The organism is Streptomyces sp. TRM68416 (assembly GCF_014596915.1).
GTDB lineage: Bacteria > Actinomycetota > Actinomycetes > Streptomycetales > Streptomycetaceae > Streptomyces.
The window spans coordinates 632,269-653,172 of record NZ_JACVWU010000001.1 but is presented as its reverse complement, the minus strand read 5'-3'; the positions used below and the strand labels follow the sequence as shown (position 1 = coordinate 653,172).

The following is a 20,904-nucleotide window of genomic DNA, read 5'->3' as shown; positions in this document are numbered from 1 at the left end:
GGTTGCCGTAGTGGCGTTGCGCAGCCCGGCGCCGACGGGGTGCCGCTGCGCCCACCCGTGCCGCCCCAGCGGCACGACTGCCCGCAGCTACGCCGGCTGCCAAGGCTCCGTAGACTGGCCCCGTGAGCGACCAGAACGAGCCCGACCCCCTCGACGCCTTCGAAGAGATCATCACGGAAGAGACCGACCGTGACCCCGACCTCGCCGTCATCGAGGCAGGTAGCCGCACCCTGCGCACCCAGGGAGGCCCCCCGCAGGCCGACGTGCCGGCCCGCCCCGAGGACCCCGAGGTCGACAAGGCGCTCCGCGACGTGGAGACCGAGCTCGCCACCCGCTGGGGCGAGACCAAGCTGGAGCCCTCCGTCAGCCGTATCTCCGCGCTGATGGACGTGCTGGGGGACCCGCAGCGCTCGTACCCCTCGATCCACATCACGGGCACGAACGGCAAGACCTCCACCGCCCGCATGATCGAGGCCCTCCTCGGCGCCTTCGAGCTGCGCACCGGCCGGTACACCAGCCCGCACGTCCAGTCGGTCACCGAGCGCATCAGCCTCGACGGCGCCGCCATCTCCGCCGAGCGCTTCATCGAGACGTACAACGACATCAAGCCGTACGTCGAGATGGTCGACGCCCAGCAGGAGTACCGCCTGTCGTTCTTCGAGGTGCTGACGGGGATGGCGTACGCGGCCTTCGCCGACGCGCCCGTGGACGTGGCCGTCGTCGAGGTGGGCATGGGCGGCTCCTGGGACGCCACCAACGTCATCGACGGTGACGTCGCCGTCGTCACCCCCATCGACCTCGACCACACCGACCGGCTCGGGGAGACGCCCGCCGCGATCGCCGCAGAGAAGGCCGGGATCGTCAAGCAGGACGCCACCGTGATCCTGGCCCAGCAGCCGGTCGACGCGGCGCAGGTGCTGCTGAAGAAGGCCGTCGAGGTGGACGCCACCGTCGCCCGTGAGGGCCTGGAGTTCGGCGTGGTCTCCCGGCAGGTCGCCGTCGGCGGACAGCTCGTCACCCTGCGCGGCCTGGGCGGCGAGTACCCGGAGGTGTACCTCCCGCTGCACGGCGCCCACCAGGCGCACAACGCCGCCGTGGCGCTCGCCGCGGTGGAGGCGTTCTTCGGCGTCGGCGCCCAGCGTGCCGAGGCGCTCGACATCGACACCGTGCGCAAGGCCTTCGCGGCGGTCTCCTCGCCGGGCCGCATGGAGGTCGTACGGCGCTCGCCGACCGTGGTGCTCGACGCCGCGCACAACCCGGCGGGCGCCCGGGTGACCGCCGAGGCGATCGGGGAGGCCTTCGACTTCAGCCGGCTGATCGGGGTGGTCGGGGCCAGCGGCGACAAGAACGTGCGGGGGCTGCTGGAGGCCTTCGAGCCGATCTTCGCCGAGGTCGTGATCACGCAGAACTCCAGCCACCGCGCGATGGACGCCGACGAGCTGGCCGCGATCGCCGTCGAGGTCTTCGGCGAGGAGCGGGTGCAGGTCGAGCCGCGGCTGCCGGACGCCCTGGAGGCCGCGATCACGCTGGCCGAGGAGGAGGGCGAGTTCGCGGGCGGCGGGGTGCTCGTGACCGGCTCGGTCATCACGGTCGGCGAGGCCCGGCTGCTGCTGGGGAAGGGCTGAGGTTTTCGAGAATGCGTACGCTCTGTGCTTCGACCCTGATCGGCGAGTTCTTCGTGATCGGCTTCGCCGGTCTGGTCGCCATGAAGGATCCCGATCTGTCCATGGCGACGGTGTGGACGGTCTGCGGGATCGCGATGTTCCTGTGCCTGCTGCTGTGCGGTCTGGTCACCCGACCGGGCGGCATCGCCCTCGGCTGGGCGCTCCAGGTGGCCCTGATCGCCGCCGGCTTCGTCGTTCCGACGATGTTCTTCATGGGGGCGCTGTTCGCGGTGCTGTGGTGGGCGTCCGTGCACTTCGGCCGGAAGATCGACGAGGCGAAGGCGAGATGGGCGGCCCAGTCCGAGGCGTCCGCACCGGACGCGGCCTGACCTTCTCCGCCCGACGCGGCGTGACGTACTCGGACCCTGTACACCTGACGCTGCGTAACAAGCGCCCGGACACGCCGGGTAACCTCGTCTTCCCGCACACCCTTGACGTATAAGGAGCCCGTCGTGACCCAGCGCACCCTCGTCCTGCTCAAGCCCGACGCCGTCCGTCGTGGCCTGACCGGCGAGATCATCAGCCGTATCGAGCGCAAGGCCGGCTGGCAGATCACGGCGCTGGAGCTGCGCAGCCTGGACCAGGAGACGCTGGAGCAGCACTACGGTGAGCACAAGGGCAAGCCGTTCTACGAGCCGCTCGTCGAGTTCATGTCCTCCGGCCCGGTCGTCGCGCTGATCGTCGAGGGCGAGCGGGTCATCGAGGGCGTGCGCGCGCTCGTCGGCCCGACCGACCCGATCGCCGCCGCCCCCGGCTCCATCCGCGGTGACTACGGTGTGATCGTCCGCGAGAACCTGATCCACGCCTCCGACTCCGAGGAGTCCGCCGAGCGTGAGGTGAAGATCTTCTTCCCCGGTCGCGCCTGACGCCCTGTCCGGCGGATGAGCAAGCCCGGAGGCATCGCTTCCGGACTTTCCGGCACATGCGGGGCGTTCGGGGGAACGAGAGTCCCCGAACGCCCGTCTCCAGAAGCGAACCCGCACATCATCTGCTGACAATGGCGAAGGACCCTCACGCCGTGCACGCGAAGGCGCGTCTACGATGGAAGCCTTCACGTCACAGCACCCACCTCGCCGACCTGAAAAGCCCTCAAAAGCTCGTGGGAAGGCCAGACGAATCCTGATGGGGAACTCAATGTCGTTCATCGGCCGTGACATGGCTGTCGACCTCGGGACCGCCAACACGCTGGTGTACGTCAGGGGTCGCGGGATCGTACTCAACGAGCCGTCCGTCGTCGCGATCAACACCAACACCGGTGGCATCCTCGCGGTCGGCGCCGAAGCGAAGAAGATGATCGGGCGCACGCCCGGCAACATCGTTGCCGTACGTCCGCTGAAGGACGGCGTGATCGCCGACTTCGAGATCACCGAGCGGATGCTCCGCTACTTCATCCTGAAGATCCACAAGCGGCGGTATCTGGCTCGTCCGCGGGTCGTCGTCTGTGTGCCCTCCGGTATCACGGGCGTCGAGCGCCGTGCCGTCATCGAGGCGTCGTCCCAGGCCGGCGCCCGTCAGGTGCACATCATCGAGGAGCCCATGGCCGCGGCCATCGGCTCCGGCCTGCCGGTCCACGAGGCCACGGGCAACATGGTGGTCGACATCGGCGGCGGCACCACGGAGGTCGCGGTCATCTCCCTCGGCGGCATCGTCACCGCCCAGTCCATCCGCGTCGCGGGCGACGAGCTGGACAACGCGATCATCCAGCACATCAAGAAGGAGTACAGCCTTCTGCTGGGTGAGCGGACGGCCGAGCAGATCAAGATCACGATCGGTTCGGCGTACGACCTCGACACCGACGAGCACACCGAAATCCGCGGCCGGGACCTCGTCTCCGGGCTGCCCAAGACCGTCGTCATCTCGGCCGCCGAAGTCCGCAAGGCGATCGAGGAGCCGGTCAACGCCATCGTCGACGCCGTCAAGACGACCCTCGACAAGTGCCCGCCGGAGCTGTCCGGCGACATCATGGACCGCGGAATCGTTCTGACGGGCGGCGGAGCCCTGCTGCGCGGCCTCGACGAGCGGCTGCGCCGGGAGACCGGGATGCCGATCCACATCGCCGAGGACCCGCTGGACAGCGTGGCGCTCGGCTCCGGCAAGTGCGTGGAGGAGTTCGAGGCGCTCCAGCAGGTGCTGGACGCCCAGCCGCGCAGATGACGTAACTCTTCGATTCCGCCGTACGAGACGATCTCCTCTCGTGCGGCGGATCGTTGATATAGAGGCAGAGGACCCGCAAAGCCAGCCCCTTGGGTTTCCCCGGGGCTTCACGAATTCCTAGTCACGAATTCCTAGTGAGGAAGGCACGGCCGCCGCACGTGAGGGACACACGAGAGAGCCGGCTGCTCCTGGTGCTGCTGATCGCCATCGCGTTCGCGCTGATCACGGTGGACATCCGCGGCGGGGAGGACTCGCCGGTCGACGGTGCCCGGCAGGCCGCCGCCACCGTCTTCGGCCCGATCGAGAACGGCGTCTCGGCCGCGGTCGACCCCGTCGGCAACGCGGTCTCCGCGATCCGCGACTCCGGTGAACGCCACGACCGGCTCGCCGAACTGGAGCGGGAGAACGCGGCCCTCAAGGCGGAGCTCGGCAGCGACGACCGCAACCGCAGCAGACTCAAGCAGCTCGACAAGATGCTCAAGGTCGCGGGCGAGGGCCAGTACGGCATCAAGGGCGCCGAGGTCATCGCCATAGGAGCGGCCCAGGGCTTCTCCTGGACCGTCACCATCGACGCCGGCGCCAACGACGGCCTCCAGCGCGACATGACCGTCCTCAACGGCGACGGACTCGTCGGCCGCGTCACCACCGTCGGCCCGAACACCGCGACCGTGCTGCTCGCCAACGACCCCGACTTCACCGTCGGCACCCGCATGGAGGGCAACGACGAACTCGGCTTCGCCTCCGGCCAGGGCGACGGCCCGCTGCGCGTGGAACTCCTCAACGGCAAGGCGCAGATCAAGAAGGGCGACCGTCTGGTCACCTTCGGCTCGCAGGCCGACAGGCCCTTCGTGCCAGGGGTCCCGGTCGGCGTGGTCTCCCGCGTCGACCCCTCCGGCGGCGACCTGACCCGCACCCTCTACGTCACCCCGTACGTCAGCTTCACCAAGCTCGACATCGTCGGTGTCGTCGTCGAGGCCCCGAAGAAGGACCCGCGCGACACAGTGCTCCCCGCCAAGCCCAAGCCGACCCCCACGCCGACCGTGACGGTGACCGTCACCCCGTCCGCCCAGGCACCCCTCGACGGCCAGTACCAAGAGCAGTAGGAGCTGAAGCCCATGCGCGTCAACCGGATCCTGCTCTCCTCCTCGCTCGTCGTCGTCGCCCTGGTCCTCCAGGTGAGCGTCCTCGCCCGCCTCCACCTCCCGGGCGCGGTCCCCGACCTGCTGCTGCTGACCGTCCTCGGCCTGGCCATGGTCTACGGCCATGTCGGCGGCGCCCTCATCGGCTTCGGCGCCGGACTCCTCGCCGACCTCGCCCCGCCCGCCGACCACGCCGCCGGCCGCTACGCGCTGGTGCTCTGCGTCATCGGCTACCTCGCCGGCCTCGTCAAGCCCGAGAACGGCCAGCTGAAGTCGGCCACCGGCCCCATGGCCGTGGTCGTCGCCGCGGCCGTCGGCTCCACCCTGCTCTACGCCGGTGTCGGCACCCTCGTCGGCGACAACGCCGCCCGCCATGTGGGCCTCGGCGGCCTGCTGTTCACGGCCGCGCTCTACGACCTGCTGCTCGCCCCGTTCGTCGTCCCCGGGATCATGGCGCTGGCCCGGCGCGCGGAGAACGACCCGCTCGCCGAGACCACCTCCGCCGCCAAGAAGAACACCGACATCTCCTCCGGCTGGCTCTCCTCCGGCACCGGCCTGCGCATCGGCAGCCAGCGCGGGGGCCTGGGCGGTCTGAAGGTGAAGGCGGTGCGGGCGCGCACGGCACGCGCCGGGCGCATCAAGGGGGTCAAGCGGCTGTGAGAGAGCGCAGTTTCGAATTCACTCGAACGGGTTCACCGGGGCGGAACGCGGCCTCACAGGCCGGCCGTTCATCATTCGTACGCGCACACACGCCGACGCACTGAGAGGGGGCGGCGACCGCAGTGACCAACGCCCACCCGTCTCCCACCACCACCCTTCCAACGAATGGGCTGCGCCCATGACCAACATCCCCGAGACCGGGCGGACCCCACGGGTCCAGATCCGCCTCGTCGTCATCCAGATCCTCGTCCTCTCCCTGCTCGGCACCCTCGGCGGCCGCCTGTGGTACCTCCAGATCCGTGAGGGCGAGGCCTACGCCAAGGAGGCCTCCGGCAACCACGTCCAGCAGGTCGTCGACCCGGCCGTGCGCGGCTCGATCCTGGACGCGCGCGGAGTGCCCCTGGCCGACAACGAGACACGGCTCGTCGTCTCCGCCTCCCGCACCGAGCTGCTGAAGATGAAGGACGACGGCGAGGCCGTGCTCACCAAGCTCGCCGGCGTCCTCGGCATGAAGCCCAAGGAGGTGCGGGAGAAGGTCCGGCTGTGCGACGCCGAGACCCCGCAGCCCTGCTGGAACGGCTCGCCGTACCAGCCGATCCCCATCACCGACGAGGCCACCCCCAAGCAGGCCCTGCAGATCCGCGAGCGCGCCGAGGACTTCCCCGGCATCACCGCCGAACCGCAGGCCGTCCGACGGTACGCCGGGCCCGGCGGCGCCAACACCGCCCAGGTCCTCGGCTATCTCTCCCCGGTCACCGACGAGGAGATCACCAAGGCGCAGGACACCGACTCGCCCTACCTGCGCTCCGACCAGGTCGGCCGGTCGGGCCTGGAGCGCCAGTACGACAAGGAACTGCGCGGCAAGGCCGGCGTCACCCGCTACGAGGTCGACAACCTCGGCCGGGTCATCGGCGAGGCCGAGGCGGACGCCGCCCAGCCCGGCTCCAACCTCGTCACCAGCATCGACGCCCGCGTCCAGCGCGTCGCGGAGTACGAGCTGAACGAGGCGATGAAGGACGCCCGCGACGTGTGGGACCGCAACACGGGGGAGAAGTACAAGGCCGACGCCGGCGCCGTCGTGGTGATGGAGGCCAAGACCGGCCGCGTCGTCGCCATGGCGTCCAACCCGAGCTACGACCCCAACGCCTGGGTGGGCGGCATCTCCGCCAAGGACTACAAGAAGCTCACCGGCAAGTCCTCCAACTACCCGCTGCTGAACCGGGCCATACAGGGTCAGGCGGCGCCCGGCTCGGTCTTCAAGGTGGTCTCCACGGCCGCCGCGGTCCAGGCCGGCTACGACTTCGACGGCCGCTACAACTGCTCCAGCTCGTACTCCGTCGGCGGCCAGGTCTTCAAGAACTTCGAGTCCCAGAACCACGGCTCGATCGACCTCGGCCGCGCCCTGGAGGTCTCCTGCGACACCGTCTACTACCAGCTCGCGCACAGCGAGTGGAAGAAGGACGGCGGCATCAACCCCAAGGGCAAGCCGAAGGACTGGTTCTACAAGGCCGCCCACCAGTTCGGCCTCGGCGCGGAGACCGGCATCGACCTGCCCAACGAGGTCGCCGGCCGGGTCCCCGACCGCCAGTGGAAGCAGCGGTACTGGGAGGCCAACAAGGACGCCTGGTGCAAGCAGGGCAAGAAGGGCGGCGACTACGTCGAGCAGATCGCCTACGAGAACTGCCTCGAAGGCAACAAGATGCGTGCCGGTGACGAGATCAACTACTCCATCGGCCAGGGCGACACCCTGGTGACCCCGATCCAGATGGCCACCATCTACGCGGCCATCTCCAACGGCGGCACCCTGTACAACCCGACGGTCGGCAAGGCGATCGTCAGCCCCGACGGCAAGCAGGTCTCGGAGATCAAGCCCAAGGCGCACGGCAAGCTGCCCGTCAGCAAGCAGACGCTGGCCCAGATGGACGACGCCCTGGAAGGCGTCGCCACCCGCGGTACCGCCGCCTGGCGGTTCGGCGGCTGGCCCCAGGACAAGATCCCGATGCACGCCAAGACCGGTACCGCCGAGGTCTACGGCAAGCAGACGACGTCGTGGTTCGCCACGTACACCGAGGACTACGCGATCGTCATGACGATCTCCCAGGGCGGTACGGGCTCCGGCGCCTCGGGCCCCGCCGTCCGCAACATCTACGACGCGCTGTACGGCGTCTCCGACGACGGCACGATCAACAAGAAGAACGCGCTGCTGCCCACCCCGCAGAAGAAGCTGCCGAAGATCCAGACGGACGGGTCGATCATCTCCCCGAAGATCGCCAAGGACCCGGCGAAGGAGCAGCGGGCCAGCCAGCAGGGCGTGCCCGAGCAGGGCGAGCAGCAGCAGCAGGCGGCGACGGTGGCGACAGCGTCCCCGGAGAACCGTGAGACGCGCCGCCGCCGCCGACGGCGGGCCAGGAGGCTGACGTGACCGGCAACAGCTTCCACATCTCCGGGTACGGGCCCGACCGGCCGGGCTGGACCCGCCTGTTCGCCCGTGACTCGCTCGCCCGCCGCCTCGACTGGCCGATACTGCTGTCCGCGCTCACGCTGTCGCTGATCGGCTCGGTCCTGGTCTTCTCGGCGACCCGCAACCGCACCGAGATCAACCAGGGCGACCAGTACTACTTCCTGATCCGGCACCTCATGAACACCGGCATCGGCTTCGCGCTGATGGTCGCCACCGTCTGGCTCGGCCACCGCACCCTGCGCACCGCGGTGCCGATCCTGTACGGCGCCTCGGTGTTCCTGATCCTGCTGGTGCTCACCCCACTGGGCTCCACGGTCAACGGCGCCCACTCGTGGATCGTGCTCGGCGGCGGATTCTCGCTCCAGCCCTCGGAGTTCGTGAAGGTCACGATCATCCTGGGCATGGCGATGCTGCTGGCGGCCCGGGTGGACGCGGGCGACAAGCCCTACCCCGACCACCGCACGGTGCTGCAGGCCCTGGGCCTGGCCACCGTGCCCATGCTGATCGTGCTGCTCATGCCCGACCTCGGCTCGGTCATGGTGATGGTGGTCATCGTGCTGGGCGTGCTGCTGGCCTCCGGCGCCTCCAACCGCTGGGTGTTCGGCCTGCTGTCCGCGGGCACGATCGGCGCGCTCGCCGTCTGGCAACTGCACATCCTGGACGACTACCAGATCGCCCGCTTCGCCGCCTTCGCCAACCCCAGCCTCGACCCGGCGGGCGTCGGCTACAACACCAACCAGGCGCGGATCGCGATCGGTTCGGGCGGGCTGACCGGGTCCGGGCTGTTCAACGGCTCGCAGACCACCGGCCAGTTCGTGCCGGAGCAGCAGACCGACTTCGTCTTCACGGTGGCGGGGGAGGAGCTGGGCTTCGTGGGCGGCGGCCTGATCATCGCGCTGCTCGGCATCCTGCTGTGGCGCGCCTGCCGCATCGCCCGCGAGACGACCGAGCTGTACGGCACGATCGTCGCCGCCGGGATCGTGGCCTGGTTCGCCTTCCAGTCCTTCGAGAACATCGGCATGACGCTCGGCATCATGCCGGTGACCGGCCTGCCGCTGCCGTTCGTGTCGTACGGCGGATCGTCGATGTTCGCGGTGTGGGTGGCAGTGGGGCTGCTGCAGTCGATCAGAGTGCAGCGGCCAATCTCCGCGTAGCCGCTGGTCATCCACTGTTTCCCCGGAGTTCGGGTCCGGTGGGCCCTGTTGTACCGCCATGACTCCCATTAGATTCGGGTCATGGCGGACACAAAGCGCGAGATCGAACGAAAGTACGAGTCCAGCGAAAGCGGTCTGCCCGACCTGACCGGCGTCGCCGGGGTCGCGGCCGTCATCGACAAAGGTGTCGCACACCTCGACGCCACCTACTACGACACCCACGACGAGCGCCTCGCCGCCTCCTCGATCACCCTGCGCCGCCGCACCGGGGGATCCGACGCGGGCTGGCACCTGAAGTTCCCCGTCGCCCCCGGCGTACGGGACGAGATCCGGGCGCCCCTGTCCGACACCGTCCCCCGTACCCTCGCCGCCCTCGTCCGCTCCCGCGTCCGTGACGCCGAACTCCTCCCCCTGGTCCGCCTCCGCTCCGACCGCGACGTACGCCACCTCGTCGACGCCGACGGCACACTCCTCGCCGAGGCCAGCGTGGACGCCGTACGCGCCGAGCGGCTCGGCGCCGACACCGAGGTGCAGTGGACCGAGATCGAGGTGGAGCTGGCCGACGGCGCCGACCCCGCCGTCCTCGACAAGATCGACAAACGGCTGCGCAGAGCCGGCGTCCGCCCCTCGGGCTCGGCCTCGAAACTGGCGCGGGCGCTGGCCGAGACGGCACCCAAGAAGAAGCGCAGGCCCAAGCCCGCCAAGGCACCCGTCACCGCCGGAGACCACGTCCTCGCCTACGTCCGCGCCCAGCGGGACGCCATCGTCGCCCTCGACCCGGCCGTACGGCGCGACGAGTACGACTCGGTGCACCGCATGCGCGTCGCCACCCGCCGCATGCGCAGCGCCTTCCGCTCGTTCCGCAAAGTACTCGACCGGACCGTGACCGACCCGATCGGCGAGGAACTGAAGTGGCTGGCCGGAGAACTCGGCGTCGACCGCGACCAGGAAGTGCTGACCGAACGCCTCACGGCCGCCCTGGACGAACTGCCCCGCACCCTGCTCGCCGGACCCGTCCGCACCCGCCTGCGCACCTGGTCCCACGCCCGCAGCAGCGGCTCCCGCCGACGCCTGATCGCCGTACTCGACGGAAAGCGGTACCTGGAACTGCTCACCGCCCTCGACGCGCTGGTGGCGGACCCGCCCCTGCTCAAGGCCGCCGCCGGACAACCGGAAAAGACCGTCGCCAAGGCCGTCGGCAAGGACTTCGCCGCACTCGCCGGCCTGATCGAGCAGGCCCTCACCCTCCCGCCCTCGCAGGACCGCGACCTCGCCCTGCACGAGGCACGCAAGAAGGCCAAGCGCACCCGCTACTCCGCCGAGGCAGCCGTCCCGGCGCTCGGCGACCCCGCCCGCACGCTGCTGAAATCGATGAAGGCCCTCCAGGGACTCCTCGGCGACCACCAGGACAGCGTCATGGCGCGCGAGGCCCTGCGCGAGCTCGCCCGACAGGCACAGGCGGCGGGGGAGAGCTCGTTCACGTACGGCGTGCTCTACGGCCGGGAGGAGCGCCGCGCGGCGGACGACGAGGCCCGGCTGCCGGCCGCCTGGACGGCGATCAAGGAGACGACGACCGTCTGAGCGTGCGGGGCACCGCCGCGACCGCGTTAGTCTGGATGGTCACCCCTGTCCGTTCAGTCCAGCTCACGAAGGTACGCGAGATGCCTGCCGAAGCCGCTGCGTCGGTGTTCCCGCAGCTCGAAGCCCTGCTCCCGCATGTGCAGAAGCCGATCCAGTACGTCGGCGGAGAGCTCAACTCCACGGTGAAGCCGTGGGAATCCTGTGACGTCCGCTGGGCGCTCATGTATCCCGACGCGTACGAGGTCGGACTGCCCAACCAGGGCGTCATGATCCTCTACGAGGTCCTGAACGAGCAGGAGGGCGTCCTCGCCGAGCGCACCTACAGCGTGTGGCCGGACCTGGAGGCCCTGATGCGGGAACACGGCGTCCCGCAGTTCACGGTGGACAGCCACCGCCCCGTGCGCGCCTTCGACGTCTTCGGACTCAGCTTCTCCACCGAGCTCGGCTACACCAACATGCTCGCCGCCCTGGACCTGGCCGGCATCCCGCTGGAGTCCAAGGACCGCACCGTCGACGACCCCATCGTCCTGGCCGGCGGCCACGCGGCCTTCAACCCCGAGCCGATCGCCGACTTCATCGACGCCGCCGTCATCGGCGACGGCGAGCAGGCCGTGCTCGACATGACGAAGGTCATCCGCGAGTGGAAGGCCGAGGGCCGCCCCGGCGGCCGCGAGGAGGTCCTCCTCCGCCTGGCCAGGACGGGCGGGGTGTACATCCCGGCCTTCTACGACGTGGAGTACCTGCCCGACGGGCGCATCGCCCGCGTCGTCCCCAACCGGTCCGGCGTCCCGTGGCGTGTGTCCAAGCACACGGTCATGGACCTCGACGAGTGGCCCTACCCCAAGCAGCCCCTCGTCCCCCTCGCGGAGACGGTCCACGAGCGCATGTCGGTCGAGATCTTCCGCGGCTGCACCCGAGGCTGCCGCTTCTGCCAGGCCGGCATGATCACCCGCCCCGTGCGCGAGCGCTCGATCACCGGCATCGGCGAGATGGTGGAGAAGGGCCTGAAGGCGACCGGCTTCGAGGAGGTCGGCCTCCTCTCCCTGTCCTCCGCGGACCACAGCGAGATCGGCGACATCGCGAAGGGCCTGGCCGACCGCTACGAGGAAGACAAGATCGGCCTCTCCCTCCCCTCCACCCGCGTGGACGCCTTCAACGTCGACCTGGCGAACGAACTGACGCGGAACGGCCGCCGCTCCGGCCTCACCTTCGCCCCCGAGGGCGGCTCCGAGCGCATGCGCAAGGTCATCAACAAGATGGTCTCCGAGGACGACCTGATCCGCACGGTCGCCACCGCCTACGGCAACGGCTGGCGCCAGGTGAAGCTGTACTTCATGTGCGGCCTGCCCACCGAGACCGACGACGACGTCCTCCAGATCGCCGACATGGCGACCAAGGTCATCGCCAAGGGCCGCGAGGTCTCCCGCTCCAACGACATCCGCTGCACCGTCTCGATCGGCGGCTTCGTCCCCAAGCCCCACACCCCCTTCCAGTGGGCCCCGCAGCTCTCCGCCGAGGAGACGGACGCCCGCCTGGAGAAGCTCCGCGACAAGATCCGCGGCGACAAGAAGTACGGCCGCTCCATCGGCTTCCGCTACCACGACGGCAAGCCCGGCATCGTCGAGGGCCTCCTCTCCCGCGGCGACCGCCGCATCGGCGCCGTCATCCGCGCCGTCTACGACGACGGCGGCCGCTTCGACGGCTGGCGCGAGCACTTCTCCTACGACCGCTGGATGAGTTGCGCCGACAAGGCCCTGGCCCCCTTCGGCGTCGACGTCGACTGGTACACCACCCGCGAGCGCTCCTACGAGGAGGTCCTCCCCTGGGACCACCTCGACTCCGGCCTCGACAAGGACTGGCTCTGGGAGGACTGGCAGGACGCCCTCGACGAGACAGAGGTCGAGGACTGCCGCTGGACGCCGTGCTTCGACTGTGGGGTGTGTCCGGCCATGCAGACGGAGATCCAGATCGGCCCGACCGGCAAGAAGCTGCTGCCTCTTGCGGTCAAGAACGCGGGTCCGACGCCGGCTGCGAGCGGTCCCTCTCACTGACGTGAGTGAGGCGTTGCGACGCGTGATGGAAGCCCTGGAGGACGGCAGTGAGGATGGGATCACTGCCGTCCTCCAGGGCGCTGGGGGCGGAGAGCGGGCACCGCGCTCGGCTGCGTCGCCTGAGTGGCTGCTCTCGGTTCGCGGCGCGCCTCGTGGCTTCCTAGCGTGGCGATATCCGCTACCGAGGAGGCGACATGTCAGCGAGCGAGCCCCCTGGGGGCAATCCTCGGTGGGGAAGCCCGGGAAGTCCGGGCCAAGCTTCTCGCCCTCTCGGCCAGTGGGCATCGCCCCCCGGGCCACCGCAGAAGAAGCGATCAGTTCATGGCTGCCTCTGGGGATGCGTCGGCGCTCTGGCCGCTGTGGCCGTGATCGTCATCGCTGTGCTGGTGATCGCGCCGGGGCAGAGCGACGAGAGCAACACCCCTGCGCCCAGTACGAGCCCTACTGCGAAGGTGCAGCAGGGGCAGTCGGAGGAACCCGAGGGGGAGCGCGCCGACCTCGTCAGCTTCCAGCTCGACGACCGCTCACACGCCGGCTTGAGTAATATCTGGGTCGTTTGGACGATCAAGAACAACAGCAGTGAAAAGTCCAATTACATCTGGGACTGGGAGGCCGTCGACGCCAGCGGTACTCGTGTGGGGGATGGTTCGCAGTTCGAGACCAACGTGCAACCCGGCCAGACGGCTCGGGGTGAGTACCCCACGACGCTCAAGAGCGCGAAGGGCATCAAGCTCAACATCACCAGCTTCAACCGCACTGCCAGCTACTGAGTCGTTGGCCGCTGCTCGCAGATGGACACGCACATCAAGGTCGGCCCCACAGGCAAGAAGCTGCTGCCGTTGACGGTCGTCAAGTAGGGCGTTGTCGCGTAACACCTTGGTGACGAGGGGCTTTGTCGCAACGGGTGGGGGGCCTCGTCGCGTCTTGTGGGGCATGGATCTCGAAAAGCGGCCCGAGACGGAGCGGCGGCAGGAGCCCGGGGGGTGCCTGGTCGTGGCGGTGCGCATTCCGGTGCGGATTGTCGTGCTTGTGCTGGTCGTGCCGGTGCGGATGGTGTGGGACGCGCTGGTCGTCGGGTGGCGGTTTGTGGGGGGCACGGTGTTGCCGCCGGTGGGGCGGGGGCTGCTGTGGGTCGGGCGGGCGGTGTTCGTGTGGCCGTTCGTGGGGGTGTGGCGGTATGTGCTGGTGCCGGTCGGGAAGGGGCTGGGCTGGCTGGGGAACGTGCTTGTCGTGGTGCCCGCCGGATGGTTGTACCGGTATGTGCTGACGCCGGTCGGGCGGGGGATCGCCTGGGTCGGGCGGGGGGTCGGGGCCGCGCTGGGGTGGGTGTACGCGTGGGTGCTGACGCCCGTGGGGCACGGGGTGATGTGGGTTGTCCGGGGGATCGGGGTGGTGCTTGCCGCCGTCGGGCTCGGGGTGTACACCGCTGCCGCGTGGCTGGTGCGGTATCTCCTTGTTGTGCCCGCGCTTGCCGTGTACCAGTGGGTGCTTGCGCCCGTCGGGCGGGGGATCGCCTGGTGCGCGCGGGGCGTCGCGTGGGGTGTGGGCAAGGTCGTCACCGGGATCGGGATCGGGCTGTACTGGGTCGGCCGCGTGCTGGTCGTGCTGCCCGCGCTCGCCGTGTGGCGGTGGGTGCTCGTGCCGGTGGGGCGGTTCCTCGCGGCTGTCGGGCGTGAGGTGCGGGACGCGCTCGGGCATGCCTGGCGGGTCGCCGGGCGGATCTCGCTCGCCGTCGGCCGGTTCCTCGCGACCCTCTTCCGGTGGATCTTCGTGGAGCCGGTTCGCTGGGTGTACCGGACGATCCTCACTCCGGTCGGGCACGTCGTGCGTGACACGGTGCTGCGGCCCTGTGCCGAGGCCGCGCGCACGGTGGGCCGGGCCACCCGGCAGGCCCTCGCCGCCGCCCGGGACTCCGCCCGTCAGGCCCGCGCCGACGTCCGCCGGATGCTCTTCGGGGAGCCCCGGGAGCGGGAGGCGGTGGCCCGGCGGGAACCTCGGGGCGGCGGGAGACGTACTCTTGGTAGCAGTACGACCGCTCTCACGAATCTCACGAAGGACTGAACGACACTGGGCAAGCGACAGCCCGAAGGCCCGCCGCCCGCACCGGCGGTGCAGCGCATCCGACTGCGCTACACCAAGCGCGGCCGCCTGAGGTTCACCAGCCACCGAGACTTCCAGCGCGCTTTCGAGCGGGCGCTGCGCCGTGCCGACGTACCGATGGCGTACTCGGCGGGGTTCACGCCGCATCCGAAGGTGTCGTACGCCAATGCCGCACCCACCGGCACGGGCAGTGAGGCGGAATACCTGGAGATCGCCCTCACCGAGGCGCGTGACCCCGAGACGCTCCGGGCGCTGCTCGACGAGTCGATGCCCGCCGGGCTCGACGTCGTCGACGCGGTCGAGGCCCGTACCTCGGGCCTGGCCGACCGGCTCACCGCCTCCGTGTGGGAGCTGCGGCTCGACGGTGTGGACCCGACCGACGCCGATCGCGCGGTCGCGGCCTTCAACGCCGCGGAGTCCGTCGAGGTCCAGCGCATGACCAAGAACGGCGTACGGACCTTCGACGCCCGTCCGGCGGTCGTGGCACTGGAAACACATGGTGAACCGGCTGATAGGCCTACCGACCAGCCCTGTGCGATACTGCGGCTGGTTGTTCGGCACGTGACGCCTGCCGTACGACCCGACGACGTCCTGTCCGGTCTCCGCGCCGTGGCCGACCTGGCGCCGCCGGTCCCCGCTGCGGTGACCAGGCTGGCGCAGGGGCTGCTCGATGAAGAGACCGGCACGGTGACCGACCCGCTCGCGCCCGACCGCGAGGCAGCGGAGGCCCCCACGGCCGGATCCGCTGCCGCCGCGAAGGCGCCGGCGTAAGGAAGGTCCCGCGTAGGGACGGACGTCGTAGCGTCGCCCTCGTACTCGGGAGCCACCTGGGTCGGGCAGCGCACCGACCAGAAGACTTTCGCCAGGCCGTACGCATTCGGTGTACGGAACCGGCGAGACAGGACACAGAGAGCTCCCGTGCGGCGCCCGCGCCCCGGACGGCGGCATACGCGCACCACGCGAGCCGCGGACGTCACCGGCACACTGCCGGACCAGGCGCGGCGCCCGGGAGCCTGACGGGAGAAACGCCCGCATGCTCGAACCGATCGAACCCGCCGAGTCCGCCACGGGCTCCGAATCGAACACCCCCAGCGACACCCTGCCGCCGCGTCGTCGGCGCCGTGCCGCGTCCCGGCCCGCGGGCCCGCCCGCCGGCGGCTCCGAAGCCGCGACCGAGGTCGCTCCGGCCATACCGGATGCGGAGGCCGAGGAGGTCGTGGAGCCCGCCGAGGCCGAAGTGACCGCGCAGGCCGAGGAGGCCGGTGCGGAGGAGAAGGCCGAGGAGGCCGAGGTCGTCGCGGCCGAGGCGCCGCCCGCCCCGCGCACCCGCCGTCGTGCGGTCCGCCGGGCGTCCGCGCCCGCCGGGGCGCCGGCATCGGCCGAGGCCGTCGAGACCGTTGTGCCCGCGGCGACGGCCGCGGAGGAGACCGCCCCCGCCACCGAGGTCGTCGAGGCCGCCGAGGCCGCGCCTGCGCAGGAGGCCGAGGAGGCTGAGGAAGCCGCTCCGCGTCGTACGCGTCGGCGTGCCACGCGTGGTGCGTCCGCGCCCGAGGCTGTCGAGGCCGCGCCTGCGCAGGAGGAGGCCGCGGAGGCCGAGGCACCCGCCGCCGAGGAGGCCGCTCCGCGTCGTACGCGTCGGCGTGCCACGCGTGGTGCGTCCGCGCCCGAGGCCGAGAGTGCGTCCGTGGAGACGGGCGAGGCCGCTGTCGAGGCCGCGCCCGCCCAGCAGACCGAGGAGGCCGAGGAGGCCGCCCCGCGTCGTACCCGTCGGCGTGCCACGCGTCGTGTGTCCGCCCCCGCCGGGGCGCCCGAGAGCGCGGAGGCGCCCGTGACTGCCGCCGAAGAGACCACGCCCGCCGAGACCGCGTCGAAGGCCCCCGAGGCCGAGGCGCCCGCCGCCGAGGAGGCCGCGCCGCGGCGCCGCCGCCGGGTCGTGCGTACGGCCGCCACCGGGTTCTCCGAGCCCGCGAAGGCGGCCGGGGACGGCGAGGACGCCGACTCCCCGCGTCGGCCGGCGCGCCCCGCGGTCGCCGTCTTCCAGGCGCCCGTGTTCACCGAGCCGCAGTTCCAGACCCCGGAGCGGGCCGCCGCCGAGGCCGCGGCCGGGGCGTCGGAGGTCGAGGACGCCCCGGAGGCCGAGCAGGCGGCGGAGCCCGTGGAGTACGCCGAGGAGCAGGGCACCACGCGGCGTCGGCGTCGTCGCCGGGGTGCCGCGGCCGAGGAGGAGACCGCGGCCCGTACCGCCGAGGCCCCCGTCGAGGAGGACCCGGAGGAGGCCGAGGACGCCGCCGAGGGCGAGGAGGCCGAGGAGGCCGAGGAGACGGGGGCGCGCCGTCGTCGTCGCCGGGGCGGTCGTCGCCGTCGCCGGGGTGAGTCCGTCGACGCCGAGTCGGCCGACGGGGACGCCGAGGAGACCGCCGCCGAGCAGGCGGCGCAGGACGGCGAGGACACCGCCGAGCAGGAGGAAGAGGACGCCGAGGACGCCGCCCACGGCGACGAGACCGGCGGGTCGACCTCCAGCAGCCGTCGCCGGCGCCGTCGCCGCCGTCGTGCCGGTGACTCCGGCGCCGACGTCGAGCCCGGTGACGGCGACCCCGAGCGGACCGTCGTCAAGGTGCGCGAGCCGCGAGCCCCGCGGGACAGGGGTGCCGAGCCCTCCGACGAGGTGCAGTCCATCAAGGGCTCGACCCGGCTTGAGGCCAAGAAGCAGCGCCGCCGGGAGGGCCGTGAGCAGGGCCGCCGGCGCGTCCCGATCATCACCGAGGCCGAGTTCCTGGCCCGCCGTGAGGCCGTCGAGCGGGTGATGGTCGTCCGTCAGTACGGCGACCGCACGCAGATCGGCGTCCTCGAGGACAACGTGCTCGTCGAGCACTACGTCAACAAGGAGCAGTCGACCTCGTACGTCGGCAACGTCTACCTGGGCAAGGTGCAGAACGTCCTGCCGTCGATGGAGGCCGCCTTCATCGACATCGGCAAGGGCCGCAACGCTGTCCTGTACGCCGGTGAGGTCAACTTCGAGGCGCTGGGCATGGCCAACGGGCCGCGCCGCATCGAGTCCGCCCTGAAGTCCGGCCAGTCGGTGCTGGTGCAGGTCACCAAGGACCCGATCGGTCACAAGGGCGCCCGGCTCACCAGCCAGGTCTCCCTGCCCGGCCGCTACCTGGTCTACGTCCCCGAGGGGTCGATGACCGGCATCAGCCGCAAGCTGCCCGACACCGAGCGCGCCCGCCTGAAGACGATCCTGAAGAAGATCGTCCCCGAGGACGCGGGCGTCATCGTGCGCACCGCGGCCGAGGGCGCCAGCGAGGACGAGCTGCGCCGTGACGTCGAGCGGCTCCAGGCGCAGTGGGAGGAGATCCAGAAGAAGGCGAAGAGCGGCAACGCCCCGACCCTGCTGTACGGCGAGCCGGACATGACCGTCCGGGTCGTGCGCGACATCTTCAACGAGGACTTCTCCAAGGTCGTCGTCAGCGGCGACGAGGCGTGGCAGACCATCCACGGGTACGTCTCGCACGTCGCGCCGGACCTCGCCGAGCGGCTGCAGAAGTGGACCTCCGAGGTCGACGTCTTCGCCTCCTACCGGATCGACGAGCAGCTCGCCAAGGCGCTGGACCGCAAGGTGTGGCTGCCCAGCGGCGGTTCGCTGGTGATCGACCGGACCGAGGCGATGGTCGTCGTCGACGTCAACACCGGCAAGTTCACCGGCCAGGGCGGCAACCTGGAGGAGACGGTCACCAGGAACAACCTGGAGGCGGCCGAGGAGATCGTGCGCCAGCTGCGGCTGCGCGACCTCGGCGGCATCATCGTGATCGACTTCATCGACATGGTGCTGGAGTCCAACCGGGACCTGGTGCTGCGGCGCCTGCTGGAGTGCCTGGGCCGCGACCGTACGAAGCACCAGGTGGCCGAGGTGACCTCGCTGGGGCTCGTGCAGATGACCCGTAAGCGGGTCGGCCAGGGGCTGCTGGAGTCGTTCTCCGAGACCTGCGTCCACTGCAACGGCCGCGGTGTCATCGTGCACATGGAGCAGCCGACCTCCGCCGGAGGCGGCGGCAAGCGCAAGAAGCGCGGGCGCGGCGGTGACCAGACGCACGAGCACGAGGCTGCGGCGACCGCGGCGGAGACCGCCGAGCCGGTGGAGCCGGAGGTGCGGGAGAGCCAGACCGTCGCCGAGGTCGCGGCCGAGGTCGCCGAGCCGGTCGCGCTGCCCGCGCCGGACTTCGCGCCGGACGAGGAGCTGTACAGCAGCGTCGCCGAGGCGGAGGCCGCGGCCGGTCGTGGCCGCTCGCGGCGCCGGTCGAGTCGGCGTGCGTCGGCTCCGGCGGGTGCGCCGAAGCGGGAGAAGGCCGAGCGGGCGGAGAAGGTCCCCACGGCTCAGGACGTGACCGTCGCCGAGGAGGTCGAGCGTCCGGTGCAGCCGGAGTCGGCCGCCGAGGCGCACGCCGAGCCCGTCGCCGTGGAGGACGCGGTCGTCGAGGCCCCGCCCGCGGAGGAAGCCGCGCCCGTCGAGGAGGCCGCGCCGAAGGGGCGTACGCGTCGTCGTGCGACCCGTAAGGCGACGGCGCCGGCCGGTTCGCCCGCGGGGGCCGAGGCCGCCGTGGTGACGGTCGCCGAGACGGCGCCCGAGCCCAAGGCCGAGGAGGCGCCCGCCGAGCCGGTCGCCGAGCCCGAGCCCGAGCCCGCGCCTGTCACCGAGAGCGCCGCCCCGGCCCGTCCGCGGCGCCGTGCCGTGCGCAAGGCCACCGCGCCCACCGCGTCCGAGGAGGCGGCCGTCGTGGTCGTCCCGTCGGCCACGGAGGCACCGGAGGCACCGGAGGCACCGTCGTCCACGGAGGCCGTAGAGGCGCCGGAGGCCGCCGAGGAGGCTGCTCCGGCCAAGAAGGCGGCCGCCCGCAAGACGGCCAAGAAGGCGACGGCGAAGAAGGCCGCCACCAAGAAGACCGCGGCCAAGAAGACGGCCGCGAAGAAGACGACGGCCAAGAAGGCGGCGAAGACCACCAAGACGGCCGCCAAGAAGTCGACGTCGAAGAAGACCGCGGCGGCGGCGCAGCAGGCGCAGCCCTCCGTCTCGGCCTCCACCGACGAGGGCTGACCCGGACAGGGGTGTGCGGCCGAGTGATCAGCCGCACACCCCTGGGGCCCGGCCCGGTTTGACCCGTTCGGCCGCGGCCCCGTAACCTTGACCGTCGGCATGTCCACTGACGTGCCACATCCCCGTAAACCTTCTTCCTCCCGGGCACGGAGTGGCTGGGAGAGGCTGTCCGCTCGCTCGTGTGCGGGCAGCTGGACTGCGGGGGTGCCGTTCCCCGAGCGAGAGAGTGAGATCCGCGTGTACGCCATCGTGCGCAGCGGTGGTCGCCAGCACAAGGTTGCTGTCGGCGACATCGTTGAGGTTGACAAGATTTCCACTGCCAAGGTTGGCGACACGGTCGAGCTCTCGACCCTGCTCGTTGTCGACGGCGACTCCGTGACCAGCGACCCCTGGGTGCTGGCCGGCATCAAGGTCCAGGCCGAGGTCGTGGACCACCACAAGGGCCAGAAGATCGACATTCTGCGCTACAAGAACAAGACCGGCTACCGCCGTCGTCAGGGCCACCGCCAGCAGTACACGGCGATCAAGGTCACTGAGATCCCCGCGGCTGCGAAGTAAGGGACTGAGGAGAGATGGCACACAAGAAGGGCGCATCGTCCACCCGTAACGGTCGTGACTCCAACGCTCAGCGCCTCGGCGTGAAGCGCTTCGGCGGTCAGGTCGTGAGCGCGGGCGAGATCCTGGTCCGTCAGCGCGGCACCCACTTCCACCCGGGTGCGGGCGTCGGCCGTGGCGGCGACGACACGCTGTTCGCGCTGAACGCCGGTGCGGTGCAGTTCGGCACCCACCGTGGCCGCAAGGTCGTGAACATCGTTCCGGTCGCCTGATCCAGGCTCAAGACCGAACGC

16 protein-coding genes are annotated in these 20,904 nt (G+C 70.8%); all 16 read left to right on the top strand.

The features are described 5' to 3' along the window. Nucleotides 1–122: 122 nt before the first annotated feature. The 16 genes from folC (at nucleotide 123) to rpmA (ending at nucleotide 20,883) form a co-directional block, all read left to right on the top strand. Nucleotides 123–1,625, top strand: coding sequence for a bifunctional tetrahydrofolate synthase/dihydrofolate synthase (folC, locus tag ICC28_RS02945; protein ID WP_188286755.1), 1,503 nt, complete (start codon nucleotides 123–125; stop codon nucleotides 1,623–1,625). A gap of 11 nt (nucleotides 1,626–1,636) precedes the next feature. Next, nucleotides 1,637–1,993 (top strand): DUF4233 domain-containing protein, encoded by a 357-nt coding sequence (locus tag ICC28_RS02940; RefSeq protein ID WP_188286754.1) that lies wholly within the window; start codon nucleotides 1,637–1,639, stop codon nucleotides 1,991–1,993. A 123-nt stretch (nucleotides 1,994–2,116) separates the two neighbouring features. Beyond that, complete coding sequence (gene ndk / locus ICC28_RS02935; protein WP_188286753.1) at nucleotides 2,117–2,530, top strand: nucleoside-diphosphate kinase; 414 nt, start codon at nucleotides 2,117–2,119, stop codon at nucleotides 2,528–2,530. 268 nt (nucleotides 2,531–2,798) lie between these two features. Then, nucleotides 2,799–3,818 (top strand): rod shape-determining protein, encoded by a 1,020-nt coding sequence (locus tag ICC28_RS02930; protein WP_006133575.1) that lies wholly within the window; start codon nucleotides 2,799–2,801, stop codon nucleotides 3,816–3,818. A 158-nt stretch (nucleotides 3,819–3,976) separates the two neighbouring features. After that, entirely contained in the window at nucleotides 3,977–4,921 is a 945-nt protein-coding gene (gene mreC / locus ICC28_RS02925) for a rod shape-determining protein MreC (protein ID WP_188286752.1), read from the top strand. A gap of 12 nt (nucleotides 4,922–4,933) precedes the next feature. Beyond that, nucleotides 4,934–5,617 carry a rod shape-determining protein MreD gene (mreD, locus tag ICC28_RS02920; RefSeq protein WP_188286751.1) on the top strand — a complete coding sequence of 228 codons (684 nt, stop codon included), beginning with the start codon at nucleotides 4,934–4,936 and terminating at the stop codon, nucleotides 5,615–5,617. A gap of 178 nt (nucleotides 5,618–5,795) precedes the next feature. Beyond that, nucleotides 5,796–8,039, top strand: coding sequence for a penicillin-binding protein 2 (gene mrdA / locus ICC28_RS02915; RefSeq protein ID WP_188286750.1), 2,244 nt, complete (start codon nucleotides 5,796–5,798; stop codon nucleotides 8,037–8,039). After that, complete coding sequence (rodA, locus tag ICC28_RS02910; RefSeq protein ID WP_188286749.1) at nucleotides 8,036–9,232, top strand: rod shape-determining protein RodA; 1,197 nt, start codon at nucleotides 8,036–8,038, stop codon at nucleotides 9,230–9,232. Before mrdA ends, rodA begins: the two co-directional genes overlap by 4 nt. Before the next feature lie 81 nt (nucleotides 9,233–9,313). Next, nucleotides 9,314–10,813, top strand: a complete 1,500-nt coding sequence (locus ICC28_RS02905; RefSeq protein ID WP_188286748.1) for a CYTH and CHAD domain-containing protein — start codon at nucleotides 9,314–9,316, stop codon at nucleotides 10,811–10,813. Between the two features lie 80 nt (nucleotides 10,814–10,893). After that, entirely contained in the window at nucleotides 10,894–12,864 is a 1,971-nt protein-coding gene (locus tag ICC28_RS02900) for a TIGR03960 family B12-binding radical SAM protein (RefSeq protein WP_188286747.1), read from the top strand. Nucleotides 12,865–13,229: 365 nt separating this feature from the next. Next, the gene (locus ICC28_RS02895; protein WP_317453947.1) at nucleotides 13,230–13,634 is read left to right on the top strand and encodes a hypothetical protein; all 405 of its coding nucleotides are present in this window, start codon (nucleotides 13,230–13,232) and stop codon (nucleotides 13,632–13,634) included. Between the two features lie 163 nt (nucleotides 13,635–13,797). Continuing rightward, the gene (locus ICC28_RS02890; protein ID WP_188286745.1) at nucleotides 13,798–14,925 is read left to right on the top strand and encodes a hypothetical protein; all 1,128 of its coding nucleotides are present in this window, start codon (nucleotides 13,798–13,800) and stop codon (nucleotides 14,923–14,925) included. 48 nt (nucleotides 14,926–14,973) lie between these two features. Then, a complete protein-coding gene (locus ICC28_RS02885; protein ID WP_188286744.1) occupies nucleotides 14,974–15,735 on the top strand; it encodes a TIGR03936 family radical SAM-associated protein in 762 nt (253 codons plus the stop codon). 262 nt (nucleotides 15,736–15,997) lie between these two features. Then, nucleotides 15,998–20,056 (top strand): ribonuclease E/G, encoded by a 4,059-nt coding sequence (locus ICC28_RS02880; protein WP_188286743.1) that lies wholly within the window; start codon nucleotides 15,998–16,000, stop codon nucleotides 20,054–20,056. A gap of 237 nt (nucleotides 20,057–20,293) precedes the next feature. Further along, on the top strand, nucleotides 20,294–20,614 hold the full coding sequence (gene rplU, locus ICC28_RS02875; RefSeq protein ID WP_006132815.1) for a 50S ribosomal protein L21: 321 nt from the start codon (nucleotides 20,294–20,296) through the stop codon (nucleotides 20,612–20,614). A 14-nt stretch (nucleotides 20,615–20,628) separates the two neighbouring features. Then, complete coding sequence (rpmA, locus tag ICC28_RS02870) at nucleotides 20,629–20,883, top strand: 50S ribosomal protein L27 (RefSeq protein ID WP_004950923.1); 255 nt, start codon at nucleotides 20,629–20,631, stop codon at nucleotides 20,881–20,883. The last annotated feature ends 21 nt before the right edge of the window (nucleotides 20,884–20,904 follow it).